At 68.8% G+C, this 25,714-nt stretch carries 27 protein-coding genes and 1 tRNA gene; 16 read left to right on the top strand and 12 right to left on the bottom strand.

Going from position 1 to position 25,714, the window contains the following annotated elements; all coding sequences use genetic code 11:
* Position 1 precedes the first annotated feature (1 nt).
* From ABEG18_RS22705 to ABEG18_RS22695, 3 genes are all read right to left on the bottom strand, one after another.
* Positions 2 to 733 (bottom strand): amino acid ABC transporter ATP-binding protein, encoded by a 732-nt coding sequence (locus tag ABEG18_RS22705; RefSeq protein ID WP_406855309.1) that lies wholly within the window; start codon positions 731 to 733, stop codon positions 2 to 4.
* Positions 730 to 1,386: an amino acid ABC transporter permease gene (locus ABEG18_RS22700; protein WP_406855308.1), complete on the bottom strand. Its 657-nt coding sequence runs from the start codon at positions 1,384 to 1,386 to the stop codon at positions 730 to 732. Before ABEG18_RS22700 ends, ABEG18_RS22705 begins: the two co-directional genes overlap by 4 nt.
* A gap of 75 nt (positions 1,387 to 1,461) precedes the next feature.
* The gene (locus ABEG18_RS22695; protein ID WP_406855307.1) at positions 1,462 to 2,217 is read right to left on the bottom strand and encodes an ABC transporter substrate-binding protein; all 756 of its coding nucleotides are present in this window, start codon (positions 2,215 to 2,217) and stop codon (positions 1,462 to 1,464) included.
* Between the two features lie 106 nt (positions 2,218 to 2,323).
* On the opposite strand from ABEG18_RS22695, the gene ABEG18_RS22690 reads away from it, so the two are divergent.
* Together ABEG18_RS22690 and ABEG18_RS22685 are read left to right on the top strand one after the other, a co-directional pair.
* Positions 2,324 to 2,935 (top strand): cupin domain-containing protein, encoded by a 612-nt coding sequence (locus ABEG18_RS22690; protein ID WP_406855306.1) that lies wholly within the window; start codon positions 2,324 to 2,326, stop codon positions 2,933 to 2,935.
* A gap of 203 nt (positions 2,936 to 3,138) precedes the next feature.
* Entirely contained in the window at positions 3,139 to 3,348 is a 210-nt protein-coding gene (locus tag ABEG18_RS22685) for a cold-shock protein (protein ID WP_406855305.1), read from the top strand.
* Between the two features lie 229 nt (positions 3,349 to 3,577).
* Here the strand turns inward: ABEG18_RS22685 and ABEG18_RS22680 are convergent.
* Positions 3,578 to 3,653: transfer RNA gene (locus ABEG18_RS22680), tRNA-Ala, on the bottom strand.
* Between the two features lie 160 nt (positions 3,654 to 3,813).
* Here ABEG18_RS22680 and ABEG18_RS22675 point away from each other — a divergent pair.
* The 5 genes from ABEG18_RS22675 to ABEG18_RS22655 all read left to right on the top strand — a co-directional run bounded on the left by ABEG18_RS22675 (position 3,814) and on the right by ABEG18_RS22655 (position 7,399).
* Positions 3,814 to 4,104, top strand: a complete 291-nt coding sequence (locus ABEG18_RS22675; protein ID WP_406855304.1) for a YggT family protein — start codon at positions 3,814 to 3,816, stop codon at positions 4,102 to 4,104.
* Entirely contained in the window at positions 4,104 to 4,592 is a 489-nt protein-coding gene (locus tag ABEG18_RS22670) for a DUF167 family protein (RefSeq protein WP_406855303.1), read from the top strand. The genes ABEG18_RS22675 and ABEG18_RS22670 overlap by 1 nt, the downstream gene beginning before the upstream one ends.
* Before the next feature lie 13 nt (positions 4,593 to 4,605).
* Entirely contained in the window at positions 4,606 to 5,499 is an 894-nt protein-coding gene (gene folD / locus ABEG18_RS22665) for a bifunctional methylenetetrahydrofolate dehydrogenase/methenyltetrahydrofolate cyclohydrolase FolD (RefSeq protein WP_406855302.1), read from the top strand.
* Positions 5,500 to 5,614: 115 nt separating this feature from the next.
* The gene (locus tag ABEG18_RS22660) at positions 5,615 to 6,673 is read left to right on the top strand and encodes a MaoC family dehydratase (protein ID WP_406855301.1); all 1,059 of its coding nucleotides are present in this window, start codon (positions 5,615 to 5,617) and stop codon (positions 6,671 to 6,673) included.
* Positions 6,674 to 6,790: 117 nt separating this feature from the next.
* On the top strand, positions 6,791 to 7,399 hold the full coding sequence (locus ABEG18_RS22655) for a cysteine hydrolase family protein (RefSeq protein ID WP_406855300.1): 609 nt from the start codon (positions 6,791 to 6,793) through the stop codon (positions 7,397 to 7,399).
* A gap of 233 nt (positions 7,400 to 7,632) precedes the next feature.
* Here the strand turns inward: ABEG18_RS22655 and ABEG18_RS22650 are convergent, their stop codons facing one another.
* Complete coding sequence (locus ABEG18_RS22650) at positions 7,633 to 8,481, bottom strand: TetR/AcrR family transcriptional regulator (RefSeq protein WP_406858684.1); 849 nt, start codon at positions 8,479 to 8,481, stop codon at positions 7,633 to 7,635.
* A gap of 93 nt (positions 8,482 to 8,574) precedes the next feature.
* Here ABEG18_RS22650 and sdhC point away from each other — a divergent pair, with 93 nt between their 5' ends.
* The 5 genes from sdhC (at position 8,575) to ABEG18_RS22625 (ending at position 12,793) form a co-directional block, all read left to right on the top strand.
* Complete coding sequence (gene sdhC / locus ABEG18_RS22645) at positions 8,575 to 8,973, top strand: succinate dehydrogenase, cytochrome b556 subunit (protein WP_406855299.1); 399 nt, start codon at positions 8,575 to 8,577, stop codon at positions 8,971 to 8,973.
* 10 nt (positions 8,974 to 8,983) lie between these two features.
* A complete protein-coding gene (sdhD, locus tag ABEG18_RS22640; protein ID WP_406855298.1) occupies positions 8,984 to 9,382 on the top strand; it encodes a succinate dehydrogenase, hydrophobic membrane anchor protein in 399 nt (132 codons plus the stop codon).
* 2 nt (positions 9,383 to 9,384) lie between these two features.
* Positions 9,385 to 11,229: a succinate dehydrogenase flavoprotein subunit gene (gene sdhA, locus ABEG18_RS22635; RefSeq protein ID WP_406855297.1), complete on the top strand. Its 1,845-nt coding sequence runs from the start codon at positions 9,385 to 9,387 to the stop codon at positions 11,227 to 11,229.
* Between the two features lie 16 nt (positions 11,230 to 11,245).
* Complete coding sequence (locus ABEG18_RS22630; protein ID WP_406855296.1) at positions 11,246 to 12,025, top strand: succinate dehydrogenase iron-sulfur subunit; 780 nt, start codon at positions 11,246 to 11,248, stop codon at positions 12,023 to 12,025.
* A gap of 87 nt (positions 12,026 to 12,112) precedes the next feature.
* On the top strand, positions 12,113 to 12,793 hold the full coding sequence (locus ABEG18_RS22625; RefSeq protein ID WP_406855295.1) for an RraA family protein: 681 nt from the start codon (positions 12,113 to 12,115) through the stop codon (positions 12,791 to 12,793).
* Between the two features lie 61 nt (positions 12,794 to 12,854).
* Here ABEG18_RS22625 and ABEG18_RS22620 read toward each other — a convergent pair whose 3' ends face one another.
* The 7 genes from ABEG18_RS22620 to ABEG18_RS22590 all read right to left on the bottom strand — a co-directional run bounded on the left by ABEG18_RS22620 (position 12,855) and on the right by ABEG18_RS22590 (position 21,027).
* Complete coding sequence (locus ABEG18_RS22620; protein ID WP_406855294.1) at positions 12,855 to 13,289, bottom strand: PRC-barrel domain-containing protein; 435 nt, start codon at positions 13,287 to 13,289, stop codon at positions 12,855 to 12,857.
* A 62-nt stretch (positions 13,290 to 13,351) separates the two neighbouring features.
* Positions 13,352 to 14,398: a histone deacetylase family protein gene (locus tag ABEG18_RS22615; protein ID WP_406855293.1), complete on the bottom strand. Its 1,047-nt coding sequence runs from the start codon at positions 14,396 to 14,398 to the stop codon at positions 13,352 to 13,354.
* Positions 14,395 to 15,699 carry an ArgE/DapE family deacylase gene (locus ABEG18_RS22610; RefSeq protein WP_406855292.1) on the bottom strand — a complete coding sequence of 435 codons (1,305 nt, stop codon included), beginning with the start codon at positions 15,697 to 15,699 and terminating at the stop codon, positions 14,395 to 14,397. The genes ABEG18_RS22615 and ABEG18_RS22610 overlap by 4 nt, the downstream gene beginning before the upstream one ends.
* A gap of 146 nt (positions 15,700 to 15,845) precedes the next feature.
* Positions 15,846 to 17,459, bottom strand: a complete 1,614-nt coding sequence (locus ABEG18_RS22605) for an ABC transporter ATP-binding protein (protein WP_406855291.1) — start codon at positions 17,457 to 17,459, stop codon at positions 15,846 to 15,848.
* A complete protein-coding gene (locus ABEG18_RS22600) occupies positions 17,456 to 18,292 on the bottom strand; it encodes an ABC transporter permease (protein WP_406855290.1) in 837 nt (278 codons plus the stop codon). The genes ABEG18_RS22605 and ABEG18_RS22600 overlap by 4 nt, the downstream gene beginning before the upstream one ends.
* Positions 18,292 to 19,260, bottom strand: a complete 969-nt coding sequence (locus tag ABEG18_RS22595; RefSeq protein ID WP_406858683.1) for an ABC transporter permease — start codon at positions 19,258 to 19,260, stop codon at positions 18,292 to 18,294. Before ABEG18_RS22595 ends, ABEG18_RS22600 begins: the two co-directional genes overlap by 1 nt.
* A gap of 201 nt (positions 19,261 to 19,461) precedes the next feature.
* Positions 19,462 to 21,027: an ABC transporter substrate-binding protein gene (locus tag ABEG18_RS22590; protein WP_406855289.1), complete on the bottom strand. Its 1,566-nt coding sequence runs from the start codon at positions 21,025 to 21,027 to the stop codon at positions 19,462 to 19,464.
* A 189-nt stretch (positions 21,028 to 21,216) separates the two neighbouring features.
* On the opposite strand from ABEG18_RS22590, the gene ABEG18_RS22585 reads away from it, so the two are divergent.
* From ABEG18_RS22585 to ABEG18_RS22570, 4 genes are all read left to right on the top strand, one after another.
* Entirely contained in the window at positions 21,217 to 21,969 is a 753-nt protein-coding gene (locus ABEG18_RS22585; protein WP_406855288.1) for an IclR family transcriptional regulator, read from the top strand.
* Positions 21,970 to 22,141: 172 nt separating this feature from the next.
* Complete coding sequence (locus tag ABEG18_RS22580; RefSeq protein ID WP_406855287.1) at positions 22,142 to 23,695, top strand: ATPase domain-containing protein; 1,554 nt, start codon at positions 22,142 to 22,144, stop codon at positions 23,693 to 23,695.
* Positions 23,688 to 25,349 (top strand): ATP-binding protein, encoded by a 1,662-nt coding sequence (locus ABEG18_RS22575; protein ID WP_406855286.1) that lies wholly within the window; start codon positions 23,688 to 23,690, stop codon positions 25,347 to 25,349. Before ABEG18_RS22580 ends, ABEG18_RS22575 begins: the two co-directional genes overlap by 8 nt.
* Before the next feature lie 67 nt (positions 25,350 to 25,416).
* Positions 25,417 to 25,665 (top strand): DUF6894 family protein, encoded by a 249-nt coding sequence (locus tag ABEG18_RS22570; protein ID WP_406855285.1) that lies wholly within the window; start codon positions 25,417 to 25,419, stop codon positions 25,663 to 25,665.
* Positions 25,666 to 25,714 lie beyond the last annotated feature (49 nt).

The raw sequence follows: 25,714 nt of genomic DNA, 5'->3' as shown, positions 1-25,714 counted from the left end.
CTCAGATCGGGTTCAGGACGCGGCGCAGGAAGTCCTGCGTGCGGGGGTGTTGGGGATCGGTGAGGAGATCGCGGGCGGGGCCCTGCTCGACGATGACGCCGCCGTCGATAAACAGAACGCGGTCCGCGACCTCGCGGGCGAAGGCCATTTCGTGCGTCACCACCACCATGGTCATGCCCTCCTCGGCGAGTCGGCGCATCACCGACAGCACCTCGCCGACGAGCTCCGGATCCAGCGCCGAGGTGGGCTCGTCGAACAGGATGGCGTGGGGCCGCATCGCCAGCGCCCGCGCGATGGCGACGCGCTGCTGCTGGCCGCCGGAGAGCTGCGGGGGGTGCGCGTTCTCCTTCTCGGCGAGCCCGACGCGGGCCAGAAGCTCGCGCCCATGCGCGATCGCGTCCTCGCGCGGCTCCTTCTTGACGAAGATCGGGCCCTCGATGACGTTTTCCAACGCGGTGCGGTGCGGGAACAGGTTGAAGCGCTGGAACACCATCGAGACCCGGGTGCGGATGTCGACGATGGAGCGCTGGGTCCGGTCGACCCGGATGCCCTCGACCAGGATGTCGCCACGGTCATAGGTCTCCAGCCCGTTGATGCAGCGCAGGATCGTGGACTTGCCGGACCCGGACGGGCCGATGATGCAGACAACCTCGCCCTTCTTCACCTCGGCCGACATGCCGCGAATGACGTGGTTGGGGCCGAAGCTCTTGTGGACGTCGCGCAACTCGATCATCGCCGCGTCCCCATGTTCTTCTCCAGCCGGGCGACCAGCAGGATCAGCGGGATGCTCATCACCAGATAGAGCAGGGCCACCAGCGTGAACACGGTGGAGTTCTTGAAGGTCGATGAGGCGATCAGCTTGCCCTGCAGGGCGAGCTCGGCGACCGTGATGGTGGACGCCTGCGAGCTGTCCTTCAGCATCATGATCATGATGTTTCCGTAGGGCGGCAGCACGATCTTCACGGCCTGCGGCAGCACCACGCGGCGCATCATCATGAACCAGCCCATGCCGAGCGACTGGGCGGCCTCCACCTGGCCATGGTCGACGGCCTCGATGCCGGCCCGGAAGTTCTCCGCCTGGTAGGCCGAGTAGGCGATGCCGAGGCCGATGATCGCGGCGCTCACGGCCGACAGCGCGATGCCGAAATCAGGCAGCACGAAGTAGATGTAGAACAGCTGCACGATGATCGGGATGCCGCGGATCACGTTGATGACGGTCTTGGCTGTCCGATCCAGCGCCTTGACGCCGGACACGCGCATCATGGCCCAGAGGAGGCCCAGCACGCTGGAGAGCAGCAGCGATCCGACCGTGACCAGGAGCGTGTATTTCACGCCCAGCAGGAGAATGGGCAGGAACTCGATCGAGTCCTGGATGAAGCGTTGCATCGGGTGCTCGGAGAAAGGCGGTCGGCGCGCCCCGGACGCGGCCGCGCGTCCGGGACGATGGGGTGGGCGGACGCCTTATTCCTGGCCCCACTTGGCCAGGATCTTCTTCACCGACCCGTCAGCCTGGAGCTTGGCCAGCGCCGTGTCGATCTTCTTCAAGAGCTCGGCGTCGCCCTTGCGCACGCCGATGCCGACCGAGCCCACGATGGTGGACTTGTAGTTCTTGGCCAGCCGCACCTCGGGGAAGTTTCCGAGCTGGAGGTTGTAGGCGACGATCGGCAGGTCGGCGAAGCCGGCCTTGATGCGCCCGGCGTTCACGTCGCGCATGATGTCGGGGATGGTGTCGTAGATCTTCACGTCGGCGAAGAGGCCGCTCTTCTTCAGCGGCTCCACATAGGCGGTGCCGACCTGGGCGCCCACCGTCTCGCCCTTGAGGTCTTCGAGCTTCGTGTAGTCCTTCGTGTCGGACTTCGCCACCATCAGGCCCTCGCCATAGGTGTAGACCGGGGCCGAGAAGTCGACGGCCTCCTTGCGGGCGGGGGTGATGTACATGGCGGCCGCGATGATATCGATCTTGTTGGCCTGCACGCCCGCGATCAGGGTCGAGAACTGCATGGGCTCGATGGTGACCTGGAACCCGGCCTCCTTGCCGACGGCCGTGATGAGGTCGACCATGATGCCCTGGATGGTGTTGGTCTTGGTGTCCAGGAAGGTGAAGGGCACGCCTGTCGGGGTGGAGCCGACCTTCAGGGTCTGCTGAGCAGTGGCGGGCAGGGCGCCCATGAGGAGGGCGGCGGCCGCGAGGCCGGTGACGATTCGCTTCAGGCTCATGGGAGCACCCCCTGGTTTAGGGCCGCTTTCGCGCGGCCGATTTCACTTATATGAAAAATGTTGCATGGTGCTTCGGGCCACGCAAGCGCCACGACGACGGTTCCGCATGCCGCACGAGATCGCCCGACAGGATGACGCCGAGGCTCCGCCCGGGCGCGCCGCCGACGCCGAGGTCGGCGCCCGCATTCGCGCGCTGCGGCAGGCGCGCGGGCTGCGGCTCGCCGAAGTCGCGGCCCGGACGGGGCTTTCCATCGGCTATCTCAGCCAGGTGGAGCGCGGCATCTCCTCGCCGTCGCTGCGGGTGCTGACGACCCTGGCGGCGCCGCTCGGCGTCACCTATGCGGACCTGTTCCGGCCTGGGGCCGCGGGCGCGCCGGGCGATTCCGTCGTGGTCCGGCGCGACGAGCGCAACAGCCTCGGCCTGTGGCGCACCGGCATCGAGAAGCAGCTGCTCTCGCCGGCGGCCGGCAGCCGGCTCAACCTCTACGAGGTCGTGCTGGAGCCGGGCGGCACGTCGGGGGACGAGCTCTACGTCCATGGCGGCGAGGAAGCCGGGCTGGTGCTGGAAGGCGAGATGCGCCTCACCGTCGAGGACCAGTCCTGGCGCCTTCTGGCCGGCGACAGCTTCCGCTTCGCCAGCAGCCGGCCGCACCGCTTCGACAATCCCGGATCGCGCGTGGCTCGGGTGGTGTGGGTCAACGTCGCGGACCCGGCCTGACGCATCCGGCCGCCAGGCCGCACGAAGAGGTTGCAAGTTTTTCGAAAGTCATCTATACACACGCATCGACTTTGGCCGGACAATCGGGCCGTTGCCCTGGCACAGCCGGGCGGACGTTCAGACATTCTCCAAATTTCGACTACTGAAGACGAAAACGCTGTCGCGTTTTGGTTTTCGCGATCACTTGCCTAAGGACAATCGACATGACGAACGGCACTGTTAAGTTCTATAACGACCAAAAGGGTTTCGGCTTCATTGCTCCCGATGACGGAAGCAAGGACGTGTTCGTTCACGCCACTGCGCTCGAGCGCGCCGGCATGAATGGCCTCGTCGAGGGCCAAAAGGTCACCTTCGACACCGAAGCTGACCGCCGCAGCGGCAAGATCGCCGTCGGCAACATCCAAGCCGCGTAACCCACGCGCGCCTGCGGCTTCGGCCGCGGGCCCTGACGCCGAGCCGTTGTCCGACCACGGATGTACTGGCGCATTGACAGCTCGGCCTCGCGGATGCCGCCTGGGGAAACCCATGGCGGCGTTTTTGCGTCGGCGGCCCCTCACGCCGACCGGACGGCGCAGCCGCGCGACAACGCGCGCCTCGGCCGAAGCCGCTGCGAAACCGTCAACAAATCCTGGATGGGAACCCTGGTGGAGCTGAGGGGATTCGAACCCCTGACCTCTGCAGTGCGATTGCAGCGCTCTCCCAACTGAGCTACAGCCCCTTCTCCGGGTGCCGGCCTTTTAGGTGGGGGGCGCCGGGCTGTCAATCGCGAAAGTTCGCGGCCAAGGCCACGCGACCGCGGGCGTGTGTCTCCGAAGTCCTTGTAGGCCTCGCGTCGTCCCGTTAAGGCTGGAGCGCCTTCCGACGGAGCCGTCCCGCTCATGCGCGCCATTCTCGACGTGATCCTGCTCGCGCTCGATCTCTACACCTGGATCATCATCGCGTCCGCCATCCTGAGCTGGCTCGTGGCGTTCAACGTCATCAATGTTCGCAACGATGCGGTGCGGATGATCTTCAACGGCGTGTACCAGCTCACCGAGCCCGTCCTGGCCCCCATCCGCCGCCGCCTCCCCGACCTGGGCGGCATCGACATCTCGCCCATCGTGCTGCTGCTGCTCATCTTTTTGATCCAGCGCGTGATCGCGATGTATATCTACCCTTACGTTTTCTGATGTCCGCCAACGTCGCCGCCCTTCCGGTTAAACCGACCAACGCGCCCTGGCTCGAAGAGCCGGGCGGGATCGTGGTGTCCGTCCGGCTGACCCCCAAGGGCGGCAAGGACGCCATCGAAGGCGTCGAGGCGCTGGCGAACGGCAAGCCGGTCCTCAAGGCCAGGGTGCGGGCCGTTCCGGAGGCCGGGAAGGCCAACGCCGCCCTGGCGCGCCTGCTGGCGGCGGCCTGCGGGGTCGCGCCCGGCGCCGTCGTGCTGACGGGGGGCGGAACCGGACGGGTGAAGACGCTGCGGATCGACGGGGAACCCGCCGAGCTCGCGCATCGTCTCGCCCTGGCGTGCCGCCCAGCGGCGCGCAAGCCGTCGGTGCGCAAGGCGGCGGCCGGCCAGGGGGCGGCCGGCAAAGCTTCGCCGATGCGCGGGACGAACGGGGCCGAGCCCAGCGCGGCCGCAGAGGTTCGGGCCGCCGGGCTCGGGACCGAGAGCTGAAGCGAGGGTCGTCATGAGCGCCGCGATCATCGACGGAAAGGCCGCCGCCGCCATTCTGCGCGCCCGCATCGCCGAGGCGGCGTCCGACCTGCGCGGCCGGCTCGGGATCACGCCCGGGCTCGCCGTCGTGCTGGTGGGCGACAACCCGGCCAGCCAGGTTTATGTGCGCTCCAAGGCCAAGCAGACCGTCGAGGCCGGCATGCGCTCCTTCGAGCACAAGCTCGCCGCCGAGACGACGCAGGAGGAGCTGCTCGCGCTGGTCGACCGCCTGAACGCCGACGAGGCGGTGGACGGCATCCTGGTGCAGCTGCCCTTGCCGGCCCAGATCGACGCCGGGCTGGTGCTGGAGCGCATCGATCCGGCCAAGGACGTGGACGGCTTCCACCCTATCAACGCCGGCCGGCTCGCGGCGGGCGCGCCGGGGCTGGTTCCCTGCACTCCGCTGGGTTGCCTGCTGCTGCTGAAGCAGCTTCGCCCGGATCTCGCCGGGCTCGAGGCGGTGGTGATCGGACGCTCCAACATCGTCGGCAAGCCCATGGCGGCCCTGCTGACGGCGGAGAGCTGCACGGTCACGATCGCCCATTCGCGCACCCGCGACCTGCCGGGCGTCTGCCGCCGCGCCGACATCCTGGTGGCGGCCGTGGGTCGTCCCGGCCTGGTGACGGCCGAGTGGGTCAAGCCGGGCGCGATCGTGATCGACGTTGGCATCAACCGCGTCTCGGCCCCCGAATTGGGCGAGGGCAAGACCCGGATCGTCGGCGACGTCGACTTCGACTCGGCCGCCGCCGTCGCGGGCGCGATCACTCCGGTGCCGGGCGGCGTCGGCCCGATGACCATCGCGTGCCTGCTGGCCAACACGGTGACGGCCGCGTGCCTGCGGCGCGGGCTGCCGAAGCCGGCGCTCTGATTCGTCCCGGCGATCCGCCGAACGACTGAGGCGCGCGCCCCTTGCGGCGCCGCCGCCGGACTTGCCAAGGTGGAGGCGCCAGGGCGCAGCGCCCGCCGACCAGCACGAGGCGACCATGACGATCGCGAGCAAGACCAATCCGGGCCGCTTCTTCGAGGATTTCTCGATCGGCGAGGTGATCCGGCACGCGACGCCCCGCACCGTGACGTCCGGCGACGTGGCGCTCTACACCGCGCTCTATGGCGGGCGCTTCGCCGTGCAGTCCTCCGACGTCTTCGCCCGGGAGATCGGCTACCGCCACGCGCCCGTCGACGACCTCTTCGTGTTCCACATCGTCTTCGGCAAGACCGTGCCGGACGTGTCGCTGAACGCCGTCGCCAACCTGGGCTACGCGGCCTGCCGCTTCCTCGCGCCGGTCTATCCGGGCGACACGCTGAAGACCGTGTCGGAGGTGATCGGCCTCAAGGAGAACTCCACCCGCAAGACCGGCGTCGTCTATGTGCGCTCCACCGGCTACAACCAGCATGGCGCCGAGGTGCTCGACTATGTCCGCTGGGTGATGGTGCACAAGCGCGATCCGGAGGCGGTGATCGCCGCGGAGCACGTGCCGACCCTGCCGCGCGTCGTGTCGCCGGAAGCTCTGGGCGACGCCTGCCCGGTCATCGACGCGGACGCCTACGACCTCGTCCTCGCCGGCAGTCCCGAGCGCTGGGACGACTACGAGATCGGCGAGACCATCGACCACGTGGACGGGATGACGGTGGAGGAGGCCGAGCACATGCTGGCCACGCGCCTCTACCAGAACACCGCCAAGGTGCATTTCGACCAGTTGGCGCAAGCCTCGAGCCGCTTCGGCCGGCGGCTGATCTATGGCGGGCACGTGATCTCGCTGGCCCGGGCGCTCTCGTTCAACGGGCTCGCCAACGCGTTCCACGTGGCGGCCATCAATGGCGGGCGGCACGTCGCGCCGCTGTTTGCGGGCGACACCGTCTACGCCTGGAGCGAGATCCTCGACAAGCAGCCGCTGCCGGGCCGCGACGACGTCGGGGGGCTGCGGGTGCGCCTGGCGGCCACCAAGGACAAGCCCTGCCGCGACTTTCCGCTGAAAGTGGGCGAGGATTACGACCCGGCCGTCATCCTCGACCTGGACCTCTGGGTCCTGGCCCCGCGCTGACCGTGGCGCAACTGCAGCGAAAGTGATTCGGCGACCACCGGAAACCGCTGGATCGGGATTCGGATGCGAGGTGATTCCTCGACCACTTGCGCGTCGCCCTGCCGACTGGAGACCCCCATGCGCCTGCCCGCCGACACCGTCCTGCTCCTCGTCGACGTCCAGGACGCCATCGACGATCCGGTCTGGGGGCCGCGCAACAATCCCGACGCCGAGCACGCCATCGCGGCGCTCCTCGGGGCGTGGCGGGAGGCGGCCATGCCGATCGTGCATGTGCGCCACGATTCCGTCGAGCCCGCCTCGCCCTACCGGCCTGGAACGCCCGGGCACGCCTTTAAGGCCTGCGCGGCCCCGGCGCCGGGGGAGGACGTGGTGGCCAAGGCCACCGGCAGCGCCTTCGTGGGGACGGACCTGGAGGAGCGGCTCGCCGCGGGCGGGCATACGACCCTCGTCGTGTGCGGCGTGCTCACCCACAACTCGGTCGCCACGACGGTGCGGCACGCCGGATGTCTCGGGTTCCGGGCGTTCGTGCCCCAGGACGCCTGCTGGGCCGTGGAGCAGCGGGACCAGTCGGGCCGGGTCTGGCCGGCCGAGACGGTGCATGCCCTGGCGCTGGCCGGGCTGCACGGCGACTATGCGGGCGTGACCACGACGGCGGCGGTCCTCTCGGCGGTCACGCTCACGACGGCGTTCCGGCGCCGCAAGGAGCGCCGCCGAACGGCCCCGTGATTCCCCGACCACCTCGTCGTGATTCCCGGACCACTTTAAGCGACTGGCGAATGGCCCGGAATCGGAATTGATTCAGCGACCCCATCCGCACAGCGGCGTCAGCCCCGCCGGAGAGCGACGGGCCGCAACCGATTTAATGAATTCACGATTTTGGCCTCGGGCCGCGCGGGCGGCCGACGGCGGAGATGATTCGTCGACCACTCCAGGCCGCGACGAATCCGAAAAGATTCCGCTCAGGCGCCCTCGGCGGATCTGCGCGCGGCCAGCCGCTCCAGCGCGGTCTGGGGCGCCCGGGGAGCGCGAGCCGGCCGCGTCGCCGCAGGCCTCTCTGGGGCCAGCGCCGGGTGCAAGGTCCGGATGATGCGCCGCGCCCCGGCCAGAAAGGTCGCCACGTGCAGGTCGATGGCGGCGTCGCGATCGGGTTCCGGGGTGCGATAGATGTGCTCCCTGACGCCCTGGAACACCACGGCCCCGTGCAGCAGCATGGCCATGCTGCGCTCGTCGGCCGTGAGGGGGCTGCGCGACAGCGGCGGCAGGCCGGCCTCGTGGCGCAGCTCCTCCACGAGCGGGGCGAAGATCTGCTCGGTCAGCGACGGCCCGCGGCGGGCCGGCAGCGCAAACCCGTCCAGCGCGGCGCGCATGAGCACCCGCAGGGCGAGTCCCTCCTCGGGATCGGAATATGCGCGGTAAACCGTCGCAAGACGCTCCTCGAGCGGCCGCGCGCGGTCGGCCAGGATGGCGGGGAAATCCTGGGTCCAGCGGCTTCGCACCACGCGCTGGAACACCGCTTCGACCAGCGCGTCCTTCGATTCGAAGTAGCGGTAGAGGAGCGCCTGGCGCACGCCCAGATGGGCGGCCAGCACATGCGTGGAGCCCGAGAATCCGTGTTCGGCGAAGAAGGCGAGGGCGGCCTGGAGGATCTCCTCGCGCCGCTCGATCGCGCTCTTGCGCGGCGCCCGCGTCCGGCGCGGGGCGGGCGCGCCAGGCAGGGGGGACGCGGCGTCCGCCGATTGCTCCGCTGAAGCCGGCTGAGCCGATCGCGCCCGCGCCATCCTGCCGAATCGCCCCTTGTCCGCCGCCATGTCAGCCAAACGTCGCGCATCCTACCGCATTGCGAAAGGGGGGGACACGCGCTACTGGAGACGTGCCCAGCTTTTGCCACGAAAGAGAAGGCGATGGCCGACTCCAAGGTCCGGACACAGCGTCCGCTCTCTCCCCACCTGCAGATTTTCCGCCTTTACCTGACGATGTTGATGTCGATCCTGCATCGCATCACCGGCGGAGCGCTCTATTTCGGCACCGTGATCCTGGTCGTGTGGCTCGTGGCGGCCGCCACCGGCCGGTCGGGCTTCGAGCAGGTGCAATGGTTCCTGGGCTCGATCGTGGGTCGGCTGATCCTGTTCGGCTACACCTGGGCCCTGATCCACCACATGATCGGCGGCGTCCGGCACCTCGTCTGGGACGTGGGCCTCGGGTTCGGCCCCGAGGCGCGCGAGAACATGGCCCGCCTGAACATCATCGGCTCCGTCGTGCTCACGATCCTGATCTGGGTCGTCGCCTACGCAGTGCGCTGAGGAGACCGGAATGTCGGCATTCGGCAAGTTTTCGATCCAGACGCCCTACAAGAAGGTCCAAGGGCTGGGCAGCGCCGGCTCGGGCACGGAGCACTTCTGGCGCCAGCGCGTCACGGCGGTCGCCCTGATCCCGCTCACCATCGCCTTCGTGGTGGTCGTCATCTCGGCCACCGGCAAGGATTACGACAGCGTGCGGCGCATGCTGTCGCATCCCCTCGTGGCGCTGATGATGCTGCTCTATGTAGGTGTTGGGGTGAGCCACATGCGCATCGGGATGCAGGTGATCATCGAGGACTACGTCCATGAGGACGTGCCGAAGATCGCGCTGCTGCTGCTCAACACCTTCTTCTCGATCGCCACAGGCCTCGCCTGCGTCTACGCGATCCTCAAGCTGAGCTTTGGAGGTTGACCATGGCCGGACCCACCAATGGCGCGACGAACGGCGCAGCCGCTCCCTCCGTGAACGGCAAGGCCTATCCGATCACCGACCATACCTTCGACGTGGTGGTCGTGGGCGCCGGCGGCGCCGGCCTGCGCGCCACCGTGGGCTGTTCGCAGGCGGGGCTGCGCACGGCCTGCATCTCCAAGGTGTTTCCCACCCGCTCGCACACGGTGGCGGCCCAGGGCGGCATCTCGGCCTCGCTGGGCAATATGGGCCCTGACGACTGGCGCTGGCACATGTACGACACCGTGAAGGGGTCCGACTGGCTGGGCGACCAGGACGCCATCGAGTATCTGTGCCGCAACGCGCCCGCCGCCGTCTACGAGCTCGAGCACTGGGGCGTGCCGTTCTCGCGCACCGAGGAAGGCAAGATCTACCAGCGGCCCTTCGGCGGCATGACCACCGAATACGGCAAGGGCACCGCCCAGCGCACCTGCGCGGCCGCGGACCGCACCGGCCACGCCATCCTGCACACGCTCTACGGCCAGGCGCTGCGCGCCTCCACGGAGTTCTTCATCGAGTACTTCGCCATCGACCTCATCATGGATGAGGAAGGCCGCTGCGTCGGCGTCGTGGCGATGAAGATGGACGACGGCACCATCCACCGCTTCCGTTCGCACCTCACCGTGCTGGCGACGGGCGGCTATGGCCGCGCCTATTTCTCGGCCACCTCGGCGCATACCTGCACGGGCGACGGCAACGCCATGGTGCTGCGCGCCGGCCTGCCGCTGCAGGACATGGAATTCGTGCAGTTCCACCCCACCGGCATCTACGGCGCGGGCTGCCTGATTACCGAGGGCGCTCGCGGCGAGGGCGGCTACCTGACCAATTCGGAGGGCGAGCGCTTCATGGAGCGCTACGCCCCGTCCGCCAAGGATCTCGCGTCGCGCGACGTGGTCTCACGCGCCATGACGATGGAGATCCGGGCCGACCGCGGCGTCGGCAAGAACAAGGACCACATCTACCTGCACCTCGACCATCTCGACCCAAAGATCCTGCACGAGCGCCTGCCCGGCATTTCGGAGAGCGCCAAGATCTTCGCGGGCGTCGACGTCACCAAGGAGCCGATCCCGGTGCTGCCGACCGTGCACTACAACATGGGCGGCATCCCGACGAACTACCACGGCGAGGTGCTGACGCTGAAGAACGGCAATCCGGACACCATCGTGCCCGGCCTGATGGCGCTCGGCGAGGCCGCCTGCGTGTCCGTGCATGGCGCCAACCGGCTCGGCTCGAACTCGCTCATCGACCTCGTGGTGTTCGGCCGGGCGGCCGGCCTGCGGGCCGCCGAGTTGGTGACGCCCGGCGAGAAGCATGCCGACCTGCCGAAGAACTCGGCCGAGCTGTCGCTCTCGCGCCTCGACAAGGTGCGCTACGCCAATGGCTCCACGTCCACGGCGGAGCTGCGCGAGCGCATGCAGCGCACGATGCAGAACAACTGCGCGGTCTACCGCACCGGCGAGGTTCTGGCGGAGGGCCAGAAGCTGATCGGCGAGGTCTGGCGCGGCGCGGCGGACGTGAAGGTCACCGATCGGTCCATGATCTGGAACTCCGACCTGATCGAGACGCTGGAGTTCGAGAACCTGATCACCCAGGCGGTGGTCACCATGGAGGGCGCGCTGAACCGCCAGGAGTCGCGCGGCGCCCAGGCCCGCGAGGACTTCCCGGACCGCGACGACAAGAACTGGATGAAGCACACCCTGGCCTGGGTGGACGAGCGCAACCACAGCGTGACGCTCGATTACCGGCCCGTGCACACCTACACGATGACCAATGATGTCCAGTACATCGAGCCCAAGGCTCGGGTGTATTGAGGAGATAGAGCCGCCCATGGTCCAGCTCACGCTTCCCAAGAACTCGCGCCCGGTGCAGGGCAAGGTCTGGCCCAAGCCGGCCGCCGCCCAGCGCGTCACGGAGTTCAAGATCTATCGCTACGATCCGGACGGGGAGAGCAATCCGCGGATCGACACCTATTGGGTGGACCGCGACGATTGCGGGCCGATGGTCCTGGACGCGATCATCTGGATCAAGAACAAGATCGACCCGACGCTGACCTTCCGCCGCTCCTGCCGCGAGGGCATCTGCGGCTCCTGCGCGATGAACATCGACGGCACGAACACGCTGGCCTGCACCAAGGCGACGGATGACATCAAGGGCGCGGTGCGGATCTATCCGCTGCCGCACATGCCGGTGATCAAGGACCTCGTGCCGGACCTGTCAACCTTCTACGCGCAGCACGCCTCGATCGAGCCCTGGCTGCACACCTCGTCGCCCTCTCCGGAGAAGGAGTGGAAGCAGTCCCCGGACGACCGGCACAAGCTGGACGGCCTCTACGAGTGCATCCTGTGCGCGTGCTGCACGACGTCCTGCCCGAGCTATTGGTGGAACGGCGACCGCTATCTCGGCCCGGCGGCGCTGCTGCAGGCCTATCGCTGGCTGATCGACTCGCGCGACGAGGCGACCGGCGACCGGCTCGACGCGCTGGAAGACCCGTTCCGGCTCTATCGCTGCCACACCATCATGAACTGCGCGCAGGTTTGCCCGAAGGGGCTGAACCCCGCCAAGGCCATCGCCGAAATCAAGAAGATGATGGTCACCCGCCAGGTCTGATCCCGGCCGGCGTTGCCACGGCCGGGCGCGCGCGCTACGCAGGCGAGGAATGCGGGCCCTGGTCCCGCGCTTGCCTGGAGGTCACGCATGCCTGTCGGTTTCAGGGTCCGTCCCCATCGCGGGGCCAAGGTCTCGGCGGAGACCGTCGAGCGGTTCCGGTCCATCCCGGTCGCCAATGTGAGCGATTCCATGTCGCGCGTGGTGGCCGGCGGGCCGCGCCTGCGGCCGATGCACCGGGACGGCGTGATGGCCGGGCCGGCCCTGACGGCCAAGACCCGCCCCGGCGACAACCTGATGCTGCACAAGGCCATCGACATGGCCTCGCCGGGCGACGTCATCGTGTATGACGCCGGCGGCGACGTGACGAACGCCGTCTTCGGCGAACTGATGCTGGCCCACGCCATCCGGCGCGGCGTCGCCGGGCTGGTGATCTACGGCGCCATCCGGGACGCCGACGGGCTGCGCGCGCGCAATCTCCCCGTCTTTGCGCTGGGCGTCACGCATCGCGGCCCATCGCGGGAGGGGCCGGGCGAGATCGGCTATCCGATCGCCATCGAGGGCATGGTGATCCAGCCCGGCGATCTGGTCATGGGCGACGGCGACGGCGTGGTCTGCGTTCCCTATGGGGACCTCGAGGCCGTCTACGAGGCGGCCAAGAAGAAGAACGACGCCGAAAACCGCCAGATGGAGCAGACCGAGGCCGGCCAGCTGGACCGGTCCTGGGTGGACCAGACCCTGCAGCGCCTGGGTTGCTCCTTTGAAGGCTAGGGCCTGACGCGAAGGCTTGGGCCTCACGCGAAGGCTAGGGCCTCACGCGAAGGCTAGGGCCTCACGAGGTCGGCGCCGTGCGGTAATAGGCGTCGACCTTGGCGCCGTACTCGTCGTCCACGAACGGATCCTCGCTGGCGCCGTAATGCGGCGCGTCCCGCAGCTTGTCGCGGTCGATGTCGACCACATAGCCGCCCACGCGCGGCTCATAGGTCAGGGCGCGCCAGGGCAGCGCGTGGTAGCTCTCGCCGATGCCGAGGAAGCCGCCGAAGGACATCACCACATAGGCGACCTGGCCCGAGACCTTGTCGACCATGAAGTTGTAGACGGAGCCGAGCTGGTCGCCGGCGCGGTCATAGACGGCCGTGCCCTCCACCTTGTTGGAGGCGATGAGCTTGCGCGTCTCCTCCAGCGCCACGCCTTCCCCTGACGAAGGATCGAGCTCCATCGAGCCGGGCTGGCGGATGGCGCGTTCATTGGGCAGTTCGGTAGGCATGGGACACTCCGGTGGCCTCGCTGTCTCGGAGGAGTCAACGGGCCAGGCCGGGATCGGTTCGGTCAGGCGGTCGCCAGGCCGTCCAGGAAGGCCCCGAGGCAGTCGCCGATGATCGAGACCTGGTAGCCGCCCTCCTGGACGACGACCACCGGCAGGCCGAGCCCGGCGACGCGGCGGCCCACCTCGCCATAGGCCTGCGTCGACAGGTCGAGCGCGGTGATCGGGTCGTCGCGATGGCCGTCATAGCCCAGCGCCAACACCAGCGCGCCGGCGCCGGACGCCCGGACCGCGGCGACGCCCTTGTCCACGGCCTCCAGGAAGGCGTCGTCGCCCGAACCCGCCGGCAGGGGGAGGTTGAGATTGGCGCCGACGCCCTCGCCATCGCCGGTCTCGTGCGGGTAGCCGATGAAGAACGGGTAATAGACCTGCGGGTCGACATGCACCGAAACGGTGAGCACGTCGCTTCGGCGATAGAAGATCTCCTGCGTGCCGTCGCCGTGATGGGCGTCGACGTCCAGGACGGCGACCGTGTCGAACCGGTCCAGCAGGCGCTGGGCCGCCAGGGCGGTGTTGTTGAGGTAGCAGAAGCCGCTGGCCCGGTCGGACCGGCTGTGATGGCCCGACGGGCGGCACAGCGCGTAGGCCGCAGCTTCTCCGTGCAGCACCGCATTCGCGGCCGCGAAGGCCGAGTGGGTGGACGCAATCGCCGAGGCGAAGGTGTCGGGCCCGATCGGGACGGCGAGATCGCCCAGATAATATCCGGCCTGGGCGACGACGGACGGCGACGGACAGGGCGGCCGGCCGTCCCGGTCCGGGCGGCCGTTCCAGTAGGGCGACAGGTTGGGCAGGACCTCGGGACCGGCGGCGGGCAGGCCCGACCACCGCTCATAGGCGGTGGCGAGAAAATCCAGATAGGGCGCGCTGTGCACCGACGAAGCGGGCGCGAGGCCGGCGTCGGCCGGCTGCTCGACGGCCACGTGGCGCGCGCGGAGGGCCTGCAACAGCGGCTCGACCCGCTCCGGCACGTCCTTCGGGTCGCTGATCACGCCCGTGCGCATGAACTGGAGGGGCCGGTGCGCCCGCTGGGCAGGATGGAAGAAGGCCTTCACGACGACGCCTCCGGGCCGGCGACAGGCTCCACGCCGCACCATTCGGCGACGAACAGCGCCATCGTGGCGGTGATGCGCTTCAGCGACGCCAGGCTGACGCGCTCGTCGACGCCGTGGATGTTCTCCGACTTCGGGCCGTAGCACAGCGCCGGGATGCGGTCGTAGAGCGCATAGACGCGGGTGTCGAGATAGCCGGCGGTCATGAAGCTCTTCAGGGCGGAACCGGTCGCGGCCTCGTGCGCGTGGCCCAGCACGGTCTCGGCATCGGAGCCGGGCTCCAGCACATAGCCTTCGGCGTGGAAGCCGTTGAAGGTGACGCTCGGCGGGTTGTTGGCCAGGAACCGGTCGGACCGCGCGAAGGCGCCGATGTGCTCGCGGATCTCGCGGGCGGCCTCGTCGGCGCTCGTGCCCGGATAGATCGAGACGCGGCAGTCGATGCGGCACCAGCAGGGCACCGAGGAGGCCCAATCGCCGCCCTCGATCTTGCCGATGTTGAGGTTGATCGGATGCTCCTCGTTCTCGAAGTGGGGCCGGCCCGCCTTGCGGGCGTTCCACTCCTCCTCCAGACCGCGCAGGTCGCCGACGATCCGATAGGCGGCGTCGATGGCGTTGGCGCCCGCGCCCATCTCGCGCACGTGCACGGGCACGCCGCGCACCTCCACCTGAAACCAGAGCACGCCCGTGTTGGCGCGCACCAGCATTTCCTCCTCGGGCTCGGGGATCAGCACGGCGTCGGCCTTGTAGCCGCGCAGATGCGTCATCAGGGCGCCGTTGCCGGTCGACTCTTCCTCCACGACGGACTGGACCGTGACGGTCGCCGCCGGCTGCAGGCCGATGCGGCGCAGCGCGTCGAGGCAAAACAGGTTGGCGGCGTGGCCGGCCTTCATGTCGGCGCCGCCGCGGCCATAGAGCCAGTCGCCCTGGATGGCGGGCTCGAAAGGCGGGCGGCTCCACATGTCGGCCGGGCCGGTCGGCACCACGTCCACATGCGCCTGCAGGATCAGCGAGCGGCCGGTCTCGTTGCGCGGCCGGTGGATGCCGACCACGATGGGCGCTCTGGAGTGCTCCTCGCTGAACGGGGCGCCGCCCGGATGGGCCGTGATGGCGGCCTCGTCCATGGCGAAGCGGTCCATCGCGAGGCCTCGGTCGCGCATGGCGCGGAACACGAAATCCTGGATGGCCTGCTCCTCGCCGCGTAGCGACGGGAAGCGGATCAGATCCTGCGTGTAGGCGATTTGCTCGGCGAAGCCGGCGTCCACGGCGGCGATGATGCGGTCACGCAGGGCGGGGTCGAGCGGCATAGGTTTGTCCTCTTCAACCGTTGCCTCTTCGTCTTGCGAGGAGCGGAGCGACGAAGCAATCCAGAAACCGGGGCTGAGCCCCATGTCTGGATTGCTTCGCTCTGCTTGCACTGACGACGAGTCTTGTCTCGATTCGATCGGCATCCTCACGTCGCCTTCAGACGGCGCGCGCCTGGAACGGCAGCGAGGAGTTGCTGCGTGTAGGGGTGCTTCGGCGCGGCGAAGAGCGTGGCGGTGTCGCCCATCTCGACGATCTCGCCGCGCTGCATCACGGCGATCCGGTCGCAGATCTGGGCGGCGACGCGCAGGTCATGGGTGACGAACAGGATGGCGAGGCCGAGCCGCTTCTGCAGGTCCTGGATGAGATCGAGGATCTGCGCCTGCACGGAGACGTCGAGCGCCGAGACCGCCTCGTCGGCGACCAGGATCTCGGGGTCGAGCGCCAGCGCCCGGGCGATGCCGATACGCTGGCGCTGACCGCCCGAAAACTCGTGCGGGTATCGATCGATCGCCCCGGGCGTCAGGCCTACGAGGTCCAGCAATTCGCGGGCGCGCTCCAGGGCGGCCGGCGGATCGACGCCCTGCGCGACCGGGCCCTCGGCGATGATGCGCCCCACGGTGCGGCGCGGGTTGAGCGACGCGAACGGGTCCTGGAACACCATCTGGATGCGCTTGCGGTGCGGCCGGAAGGCGCGCGCCGACAGGGCCGTGATGTCGAGCTCGTCGATGCGGATCTGGCCGGCGTCGGGCTCGATCAGCCGCATGCAGCAGCGGCCCACCGTGGACTTGCCGGAGCCCGACTCGCCCACCAGCCCGAGCGTCTCGCCGCGCGCGATCGAGAACGAGACGTCCGACGCCGCCTGCACGACCCGCCCCGCGCCGAACAGGCTGCGCCGTTGGTAGATCTTGCCCAGGCCCTTCACCGACAGGACGGGTTCGCCTTCGGCGCGGGGCCGGGGAGGAGGCGGCGTCAGCGACGGCACGGCCGCGAGAAGGCGCCTGGTGTAGTCGTGCCGGGGATCGCCCAGCACGGCGTCGGCGGGGCCTTGCTCCACGATCACGCCATGCTGCAGCACCGCGATCCGGTCCGCGATCTCGGCGACGACGCCGAAATCATGGGTAATGAACAACACGGCCGTGCCGTGGTCGCGGCGGAGCGCATCGATCAATTTCAGGATCTGCGCCTGCGTGGTGACATCGAGCGCGGTCGTGGGTTCGTCGGCGATCAACAGCTTCGGCTGGAGCGCCAGCGCCATGGCGATCATCACGCGCTGGCGTTGCCCGCCGGACAGCTGATGCGGGAATGCGCGGGCCATGCGGGCGGGGTCGGGCAGGCCGACCTCCGTCATGAGGTCGACGGCGCGTCGCATCCGGCTCGCGCCGTCGCCGATGCGGTGCGCCTCGAGCGTTTCGGCGATCTGGTCCCCGACCCTCATGACGGGGTTCAGCGACGTCATGGGCTCCTGGAAGATCATGCCGACCTCCCGCCCGCGGACGTCCCGCATGGCGACGTCGTCCAGCGCCAGGAGGTCGCGCCCGTTCAGGAGCACTTGGCCGGCGACCGGCTTCACGGCCCGGGGCAAGAGCCCCATCACGGCATGCGCCGCCATGGACTTGCCGGACCCGGACTCGCCGACGACGCACAGCAGCTCGCCGGGCGCGATGGCGAGGTCGAGGCCGCTCACGGCGTACGGGCGGTCCGCCAAAGCGGGCAGGGCCAGCGTGAGGTTGCGGATATCGAGAACGGGGCGCTGGCTCACTCGCGGCCTCGCGACAGGCGCGGGTTCAGCGCGTCGTTCAGGCCCTCGCCGACGAGGTTGAGCGCCAGCACCGTGAGGAAGATCGCCACGCCGGGGAAGAAGCTGATCCACCACGCGTCCATCAGGCGCGTGCGGCCGGCGCCCACCATGTAGCCCCAAGTCATCAGGTTTGGATCGCCGAGGCCCAGAAAGGAAAGGGAGGATTCCAGCAGGATGGCGCTCGCCACCATCAGGGACGCCATCACGATGATGGGCGCGACCGTGTTGGGCAGCACCTGGCTGAAGATGATGCGCGGCGTCGATTGCCCGACCGTGATGGCGGCCTGGACGTATTCGCGCGTGCGCAGCGACAGCACCTCGCCGCGCACGAGGCGGGCCACCGGTGGCCAGCTGACGATGCCGATGGCGAGCACGATGGAGTAGATCGAAGGCTGCAGGACGGCGACGAGAACGATGGCGAGCGCGAAGCTCGGGATGGTCTGGAAGAACTCTGTGATGCGCATCAGCGCGTCGTCGATCCAGCCGCCGAAATAGCCGGCGAGCGCGCCCAGCGGCACGCCGATGAGGAGCGCCACAAGGGTGGACACGAACCCGATCAGGATGGAGATCCGGGCGCCGTGGACGAGCCCGGCCGCAACGTCGCGGCCGAGCGTGTCGGTGCCAAGGAGGAAGCGGTCGGTGACGAAGGGCGCAGTGAAGGGCCGCGCCACCATGCGCCAGGGCGAGGTAGGGTAGAGCCAGGGGCCGAGCACCGCGAACGCGAGCAGCGCGATCAGCAGAACGAGGCCGACCAGCGCGCCCTTGTTGGCGGCGAACCGCGACAGGAAGCCCATCAGGCGGCCTCGATGCGCGGGTCGGCGACCCGGTAGACGAGGTCCGTCACGATGTTGAACAGCACCACCATGGCGGAGCAGACAAAAAAGACGCCGAGCAGCACCGCGTAGTCGCGCTGCACCAGAGCCTCGAACATCAGCCGGCCGATGCCCGGCCAGGCGAACACCGTTTCGGTCAGCACCGCGCCGCCGACGAGTTGCCCGGCCTGCAGGCCGGCGAGCGTCACGATCGGCAGAATGGCGTTGCGGGCAATGTGCCGGCGCGTGATCACGGAGGGGCGCAGCCCCTTGGCGCGGGCCGTCTTGATGAAGTCCGCCCCGGCGATCTCCAGCATGCTGGCGCGCATCATGCGGGCGTAGAGGGCGGTGAAGAACAGCCCCAGTGTCAGCGCCGGCAGAACAAGATGGCTGGCGATGTCGAGCGCGCGCTGGACGCCCGTGTAGTGGGCACCGATGGTCTCGTAGCCCACATTGGGCACCCAGCCGAGCTTCAGCGCAAACACAATCTGGCTCATCAGCGCGATCCAGAACAGCGGCGTGGCGTAGAACACCAGCGCGGCCGTGGTGATCAGGCTGTCCGACCACCGCCCGGCGCGCGCCGCAGCCAGGATGCCGAGCAGGCTGCCGAGCGCCAGCGAGATGATGAAGGCCGCGCCCGTGAGCAGCAGCGTGGCGGGCAGGCGCTCCCCGACCACGGCCGCGACGCTGCGCTGCTGGCGATAGCTGTAGCCTAGGTCGAGCGTGGCGTAGCCTTTCAGGTAGACGCCCAGTTGATAAGGAATGGAGCGATCGAGCCCGAACTGCTCGCGTAGCTGCTGCAGGAACTGCGCATCCGCGGCGCCGGCCTCGCCCGCCATCACGGCCGCGGGATCGCCCGGCGCGGCGCGGATAAGAAAGAAGTTCAGCACCGCGATGGCGAAGAGCACGACGACGCCCTTCAGCAATCGCGACGCCAGGAACCGGGCCATGCCCATCAATCAAACATCCTTGTCCTCTCCGTCATCCCCGGCCGGAGCGGCGAAGCCGTGGAGGGGAAGGGGATCCAGACTCTTTCTGCGCCGCTCCGCTGGATCCCCTTCCCGCGCCTTCGGCGCGCCGGGGATGACGGAGCCTCCTTCTTGCAACGTCCAGACGCACGATCCCCCGCTGCGCGGGAGAGAGCTGGCCCCCTACTCCTTCCAGGCGTCGCGGAAGCCGTCGTTCACGCCAATGCCGGTGGTGACCAGGTTCTTGATGTTGCAGCGGTAGATGGTCGGGTACTCAAGCTCGAGCAGCCACAGCACCGGCAGCTCCTCGGCCAGCACTTGCTGCACCTTGGTGTAGAGCTCCTGGCGCTTCTCGGGCGTCGGCGCGACGGCGGCGTCGGCGAAGAGCTTGTCTGCCTCGGGGTTGGAGTAGCCGCCCACATTGCCGAACGGGTTGCCCTTGGCGATGTTGCCCGACACGTAGGAGCGGCTTACGCCGATGGCCGGGTCGCCGAGCTGGTAGAGGAAGTTGAAGGTGAGGTCGAAGTCCCAGTTGCTGGTCTTCTGCACCCAGCCGGGGACGTCCGTCGTCACAATCTCCATGTTGATGCCGACATCGGCGAAGTTCTGCTTGATGGCCTCGGCCCAGCGCGTCCACGTCTCGCCATAGGGCAGGCCGAGGAACTTGATGGTCTCGCCCTTGTAGCCGGACGCCTTGACGAGCTCCTTCGCCTTCTTCGGGTCGTAGGAGTACTTCTTCACGTTATCCGAGTAGAACTTGGTCTTGGACGAGATAGGCCCGGTCGGGATCTTGCCGAAGCCGTTCCAGACGACGTCTTTCCCGAAGTCCCGGTCGATGGCGTACATCATCGCCTGGCGGAATTCCTTGCTGCCCAGGATGCCGTTGCGCACGTTGGGGGTGATCCACGCATGGGGGGCGAACATCTCCCAGCCCTTGGTGGTCATGCAGGTGTTGGGCAGCTTGGCCAGGCGCGGCACGTCGAAGATGTCCACCGCGCCGCCGGTGAGCACGTCGACCTTGCCGGTCTCGTAAGCGACCGCGCGGGCCGCAGCGTCCGGGATGAACTGGTAGTAGACCTCGTCCAGCGCCGGCTTGTCCTTCAAATAGTAGTCAGGGTTGCGGACCAGCTGGATGTAGGAGCCCTTCTTCCATTCCTTGAACTTGAACGGGCCGGTGCCGATGGGCGTGTTGTTGTTCGGATTGTTCTTGTAGTCCGTGCCCTCGTAGAGGTGCTTCGGGATGATCGGCGCGGAAGCGACCTCCATGGCGAAGAGCAGCGGGCCGAAGGGCTGCTTCATCGTGATCACGATGGTCTTGTCGTCGGTCTTCTCGATCTTCTCGACCTGGTTGTTGACGATGGGACGCCAGCGCGGGTGCACCTCGCGCAGGAACTTGTCGAGCGTGAACACCACGTCGTCGGCCGAGAACGGCTTGCCGTCATGCCACTTCACGTCGTCCTGCAGCGTGAATGTGAAGACCTTGGAATCCTCCGACACCTTCCAGCTCTTGGCCAGCGACGGCATGGGCTGGAGCTTGTCGTCGAAGCGCAGCATCGACTCGTAGATGTTGCCGGCGATCATGTTGGTGGGGCCGGTCTGGTTCAGGCCCTGCATCAGCATCGGCGGCTCGGGGGTGACGATCACCTGGGCGACGCCGCCCTTCTTGGGAGTCTGCGCCGCCGCGCCGCCGCCGGCCCAACCGAGCGCCGCTGCGAATGCGACAGCCGTGGTGATCCGCAATCCGAGCATCGTGATCCCTCCAACGCGGCCCCGGCGACCCGCGACCTTTTCGAGACTATGCAACCGTTGCGTGGGCTGTCAAACAGTGACAAGCATTGTCATGGCGTGACAAACAGGCGGCTGGTGGCGACGTTTCGATCCTCTCAGGCGGACGGTTCTAGCAAGATCGCAGCCAGCCGCGTTCCTGCAAAGCCCGGCGTGCCCGTCGTGCGCGCGTTGGAGCGCGGGGTCGCGCTCCTCAAGGCGTTCACGGCGGCGCGCCCGCGCCAGAGCCTGACCGAACTCGCCCGCGCGGCGGGGCTCGACGCGGGCACGACCCGGCGCCTGCTGCATACGCTCCAGCTCGGCGGACTGGTGGAGCACGACCCCGACGCGGGCGCCTATGCGCTGGCTGTCGGCGTGCTGGAGCTCGCATCGGTGGTCGACCGCGGCCGCGACCTGCGCGAGACGGTCGCGCCCTTCCTGAGCACGATCGCCGAGGAAGCGGGCGCCACGTCCTTTCTGTGGACGTATCACGACGGCATGGCGCTCTGCGTCGACCGCGTCAGGGCGCAGGCTCCGCATGTGGACGTGAGCTGGTTCTCGGTGGGCGCGCGCACGGCGCTCAATTGCGGGGGCGGGCCGCGGGCGCTGCTCGCTTTCCTGTCCGAGGAGGAGCGGCGCGTTGCGCTCAGCCGGCCGCTGCCGGCCAGGACGCCCGCCAGCCAGACCGATCCGGCCGCCCTCGCCCGCGAAGCGGAGGCGATCCGGCGCGACGGCTATGCGCTGGCGATCGACGATTTCTTCATCGGCATCACGGGCCTGGGCGCGCCGCTGATGAACCGCGACGGCCGGCTCGTCGGCGCGCTGAGCATCTCCGGCCTGACCTCGCTGCTGGTGGAGGATGGACGCCCGAGGCACCTGGCCATCCTGACGCGGATCGCGGCCGACATCCGCCCAAGGCTCTACTGATCCGCCAGCCGGCGCCGACGCGGTGGGAACCAGAGTACACGGGCCGCGTTGCCGTTGTCAGCAGACGCCAAGCTTTCGGCGGCCTGACAGCTTGGGGCGATCTGGGCGCGTTCGGTTTCGTAGCCGCCGCGCCGGCCCGCTCGGGCTTCTCCCCGCCCAGGACCCCGTGCTCGTGACGTCACAAGACACCGCCCGACCTTTCACTCCCGCGCCACGCACCACCACGGGCGTCGACGGGCTGGACGCCATCCTCGGCGGCGGGATCACGCCGCATCGCATGTATCTGGTCGAGGGAACGCCCGGGACCGGAAAGACCACCCTCGCTTTGCAGTTCCTGCTCGCGGGCGAACAGGTCGGCGAGAACGGCCTCTACATCACGCTGTCGGAGACCGCGCCCGAGTTGCGGGCAGTGGCGGAGACGCATGGCTGGAGCCTCGACGATCTCGACCTGTTCGAACTCGTGCCGGAAGCTGGTCTGGACCCGGAGCGCGAGCAGACCCTCCTGCATCCGTCGGACGTGGAGCTCGGCGAGACGGTTCGGGGCGTCATGGAGCGGGTGGAGGCCCTGAAGCCCCGCAGGGTCGTGCTGGACAGCCTCTCCGAGCTGAGGCTCCTGGCCCAGAACCCGTTGCGCTATCGCCGCCAGATCCTGGCGCTCAAGCACTTCTTCGCCAACAAGGCCTGCACCGTGCTGGTGCTGGACGACCGCACGTCCGAACCCGGCGACCTGCAGCTGCACAGCATCGCCCACGGGGTGATCTCGCTGGACCAGTCCGCCACCGGCTTCGGCGCGGAACGGCGGCGCCTGCGCATCGTCAAGATGCGCGGCGTGCAGTACAGCGGCGGCTATCACGACATGTCGATCATCACGGGCGGGCTTTGCGTCTATCCGCGCCTGATCGCGGCCGAACATCCCGGCGGGGCGCCGTCCGAGGTGCTGGCCACCACGGTGACGGGGCTCGACGCGCTGCTGGGGGGAGGGCTCGTGCCCGGCACCACGACGCTGCTGAGCGGACCCGCCGGCGTGGGCAAGACCACCACGGCGGTGCGCTGCATGCTGTCGGCGCTGCAAAAGGGCCAGAACGCCGCGTTCTTCCTCTTTGACGAGCGGCTGCCGACGCTGCTGCTGCGCTCCGCCGCGCTGGGGATGGACCTCGCCCCCTTCGTGCAGAACGGGCAGCTCAATATCCGGCAGATCGACCCGGCGGAGCTCTCGCCCGGCGAGTTCGCGGTCGCGGTGCGCACGGCGGTGGAGCGCGACCGGGCCAAGGTCGTGGTGGTGGACAGCCTCAACGCCTATCTGCAGGCCATGCCGGAAGACCGGCACCTGACCCTGCAGATGCACGAGCTTCTGTCCTATCTGGGCCAGCAGGACGTGCTCACCATCATGATCCTCGGCCAGCATGGCCTCGTCGGCGACATCCGCTCGGACGTGGATCTCAGCTATCTGGCGGACACGGTTCTGCTGCTGCGCTTCTTCGAGGCCAGCGGCGAGGTGCGCAAGGCGATCTCGGTGATCAAGACCCGCACCACCGACCACGAACGCACGATCCGGGAGTTCCGGGTGGACTCAGGCGGCCTGACCGTCGGCGGGCCGCTGCGGGACTTCCAGGGCATCCTGTCGGGAGCCCCGATCTACCACGGAGACGCGACGCTGCTGGAGAGCCGAGCCGAGGCCGCATCCCACGCTTTGGGCCAGTCCGCCGACGGCGTGCGCGATGGATGACGTCGTCCTGATCCTGACGCCGCGCGGGCGCGATGCGGCCGTGGCGGCGGATCTCCTGCGCCGGCATGGCGTCTCCACCCGGGTCTGCGCCGACATCGATGACCTGAATGCGGCGCTCGCCTCCGGGGCGGGCGCCGCGGTCGCGTCCGAAGAGGCCCTGAACGCCGGCGAGCTTCGCGGCGTGCTGGACTGGCTGGAGCGCCAGCCGCCATGGTCCGACTTCCCGTTCATCGTGCTGGCCAACGGCGACAAGGGCCTGCGCGCGGCGCGGGCGCAGGAGACCCTCGACCTGCTGCGCAACGTGGTGCTGCTCGAGCGGCCGCTCCACGCCGAGAGCCTCGTGCGGGCCGTTCGGTCCGCGCTGAACGCCCGGCGGCGCCAGTACGAGGCGCGCGACAGCCTCGCCCGCTCGCGGGAGGAGCTGGAGCGGCTCGTCGCCGAGCGCACGCGCGAGCGCGAGGAGGCGCTCGCCCAGCTGCACGAGGCCCAGAAGCTGGAGACGATCGGCCAGCTGACCGGCGGCGTGGCGCATGACTTCAACAATCTGCTGACCCCCGTGATGGGCAACCTGGACCTGCTGCGCCGCCGCATCGCGGCCGATGATCCGCGCTCGCAAAGGCTGATCGAGAACGCGCTCCAGGCGTCAAGCCGGGCCGCCACGCTGGTGCAGCGGCTGCTGGCCTTCGCGCGGCGCCAGGACCTCCAGCCGAGCGCCGTGGACGTCGCCGGATTGCTGGCCGGCATCGAGGACCTGATCGCGCGGTCGATCGGCCCCACCATCGTGGTCGACGTAGAGGCGTCCGCCGATCTCCCGGCCGCACGCGTCGATCCGAGCCAGCTCGAGCTGGCGCTGCTCAACCTCGCCATCAACGCCCGCGACGCGATGCCGGGCGGCGGCAGGCTGACCATTGCGGCCACCTTCGAGGAGGTCGGCCCCGAGAGCCGCCATCGCATCAAGGAGGGCGGCTATGTCAGGCTCAGCGTCGCCGACACGGGCGTCGGCATGGACGCCAGCACATTGAAGCGAGCCGTCGAGCCGTTCTTCTCCACCAAGGGCCTGGGCAAGGGGACCGGCCTGGGCCTCTCCATGGTGCACGGCCTGGCGGCGCAGTCGGGCGGGGCGCTGACCCTGTCCAGCACGCCCGGGCTGGGGACGCGGGCGGAGCTGTGGCTGCCCATCGCCGACGAGGAGGCCGCCGCGAGCGAAAAGCCGCAGGCGGACGCGCCGCGCGCCGTGGGGTCGGCCACGGTGCTGCTCGTCGACGACGAGGACCTGGTGAGGCTCGGCACCGCCGACATGCTGGCCGACCTTGGCTATTCGGTTCTGCAGGCCGGATCAGGCGGGGAAGCGCTCCGGCTGATGCGCAGCGAGGCGGGCGACATCGACATCATCGTCAGCGACTACCTGATGCCCGGCATGAACGGCGCCGACCTGATCGTCGAGGCGCGCCGTCTCAGGCCTGAGCTTCCGGGGCTGCTGGTCACCGGCTACACCAATCTCACCCAGGGGCCGGGCGCCGATCTTCCGCGCCTGGCCAAGCCCTTCCGCCAGACGGAGTTGGCCACCCGGATCGCCGAGCTGGTCGAGGCCGCCCGTTCCAGGCCCGCCACGGTCTCCGTCCTGGCCAGGCCCGCGCCCCGGTCGCGCGGCTGACATCGCGGACTTTTCGTCGGAACGGCCCCATGGCGCCCGCGTTGATGCGGCAAGGAGCCACAAGGCCATGCCGCGTTTCCACATCAACATCTGGCGGGGGCGAGAACGGATGCTGGATATCGAGGGGCGCTCGTTCCGATCGGAGGACGACGCCCGCGATTTCGCCCTGAGGGAATGCAGGGCCCTGGCCAATGACGAATTCACCGAGGTCGACCGGGGTCGCTGGAAGATCGAATTGACCGACGCCGCCTCCCATCGGGTCGAGCTTCTCTCGCTGCCCGACTGCGAGCAGGACAACAACCGGTCGGCCTGTTGAGGGGTCGCCACCACCAAGGCGGGTCGGTCGGGCGGGTGCGGTTTCGCCC

Source organism: Alsobacter sp. KACC 23698, from assembly GCF_045348435.1.
Taxonomy (GTDB): domain Bacteria; phylum Pseudomonadota; class Alphaproteobacteria; order Rhizobiales; family Beijerinckiaceae; genus Alsobacter.
Note: the sequence above shows the minus strand (reverse complement) of the source record. Positions and strands in the feature narration are given on the sequence as shown.

Excerpts from the sequence above, each read along its gene's own strand:
- ABEG18_RS22705 (WP_406855309.1), bottom strand. The coding sequence starts at position 733 with ATGATCGAGTTGCGCGACGTCCACAAGAGCTTCGGCCCCAACCACGTC.
- ABEG18_RS22700 (WP_406855308.1), bottom strand. The coding sequence starts at position 1,386 with ATGCAACGCTTCATCCAGGACTCGATCGAGTTCCTGCCCATTCTCCTG.
- ABEG18_RS22695 (WP_406855307.1), bottom strand. The coding sequence starts at position 2,217 with ATGAGCCTGAAGCGAATCGTCACCGGCCTCGCGGCCGCCGCCCTCCTC.
- ABEG18_RS22690 (WP_406855306.1), top strand. The coding sequence starts at position 2,324 with ATGCCGCACGAGATCGCCCGACAGGATGACGCCGAGGCTCCGCCCGGG.
- ABEG18_RS22685 (WP_406855305.1), top strand. The coding sequence starts at position 3,139 with ATGACGAACGGCACTGTTAAGTTCTATAACGACCAAAAGGGTTTCGGC.
- ABEG18_RS22675 (WP_406855304.1), top strand. The coding sequence starts at position 3,814 with ATGCGCGCCATTCTCGACGTGATCCTGCTCGCGCTCGATCTCTACACC.
- ABEG18_RS22670 (WP_406855303.1), top strand. The coding sequence starts at position 4,104 with ATGTCCGCCAACGTCGCCGCCCTTCCGGTTAAACCGACCAACGCGCCC.
- folD (WP_406855302.1), top strand. The coding sequence starts at position 4,606 with ATGAGCGCCGCGATCATCGACGGAAAGGCCGCCGCCGCCATTCTGCGC.
- ABEG18_RS22660 (WP_406855301.1), top strand. The coding sequence starts at position 5,615 with ATGACGATCGCGAGCAAGACCAATCCGGGCCGCTTCTTCGAGGATTTC.
- ABEG18_RS22655 (WP_406855300.1), top strand. The coding sequence starts at position 6,791 with ATGCGCCTGCCCGCCGACACCGTCCTGCTCCTCGTCGACGTCCAGGAC.
- ABEG18_RS22650 (WP_406858684.1), bottom strand. The coding sequence starts at position 8,481 with ATGGCGGCGGACAAGGGGCGATTCGGCAGGATGGCGCGGGCGCGATCG.
- sdhC (WP_406855299.1), top strand. The coding sequence starts at position 8,575 with ATGGCCGACTCCAAGGTCCGGACACAGCGTCCGCTCTCTCCCCACCTG.
- sdhD (WP_406855298.1), top strand. The coding sequence starts at position 8,984 with ATGTCGGCATTCGGCAAGTTTTCGATCCAGACGCCCTACAAGAAGGTC.
- sdhA (WP_406855297.1), top strand. The coding sequence starts at position 9,385 with ATGGCCGGACCCACCAATGGCGCGACGAACGGCGCAGCCGCTCCCTCC.
- ABEG18_RS22630 (WP_406855296.1), top strand. The coding sequence starts at position 11,246 with ATGGTCCAGCTCACGCTTCCCAAGAACTCGCGCCCGGTGCAGGGCAAG.
- ABEG18_RS22625 (WP_406855295.1), top strand. The coding sequence starts at position 12,113 with ATGCCTGTCGGTTTCAGGGTCCGTCCCCATCGCGGGGCCAAGGTCTCG.
- ABEG18_RS22620 (WP_406855294.1), bottom strand. The coding sequence starts at position 13,289 with ATGCCTACCGAACTGCCCAATGAACGCGCCATCCGCCAGCCCGGCTCG.
- ABEG18_RS22610 (WP_406855292.1), bottom strand. The coding sequence starts at position 15,699 with ATGCCGCTCGACCCCGCCCTGCGTGACCGCATCATCGCCGCCGTGGAC.
- ABEG18_RS22600 (WP_406855290.1), bottom strand. The coding sequence starts at position 18,292 with ATGGGCTTCCTGTCGCGGTTCGCCGCCAACAAGGGCGCGCTGGTCGGC.
- ABEG18_RS22595 (WP_406858683.1), bottom strand. The coding sequence starts at position 19,260 with ATGGCCCGGTTCCTGGCGTCGCGATTGCTGAAGGGCGTCGTCGTGCTC.
- ABEG18_RS22590 (WP_406855289.1), bottom strand. The coding sequence starts at position 21,027 with ATGCTCGGATTGCGGATCACCACGGCTGTCGCATTCGCAGCGGCGCTC.
- ABEG18_RS22575 (WP_406855286.1), top strand. The coding sequence starts at position 23,688 with ATGGATGACGTCGTCCTGATCCTGACGCCGCGCGGGCGCGATGCGGCC.
- ABEG18_RS22570 (WP_406855285.1), top strand. The coding sequence starts at position 25,417 with ATGCCGCGTTTCCACATCAACATCTGGCGGGGGCGAGAACGGATGCTG.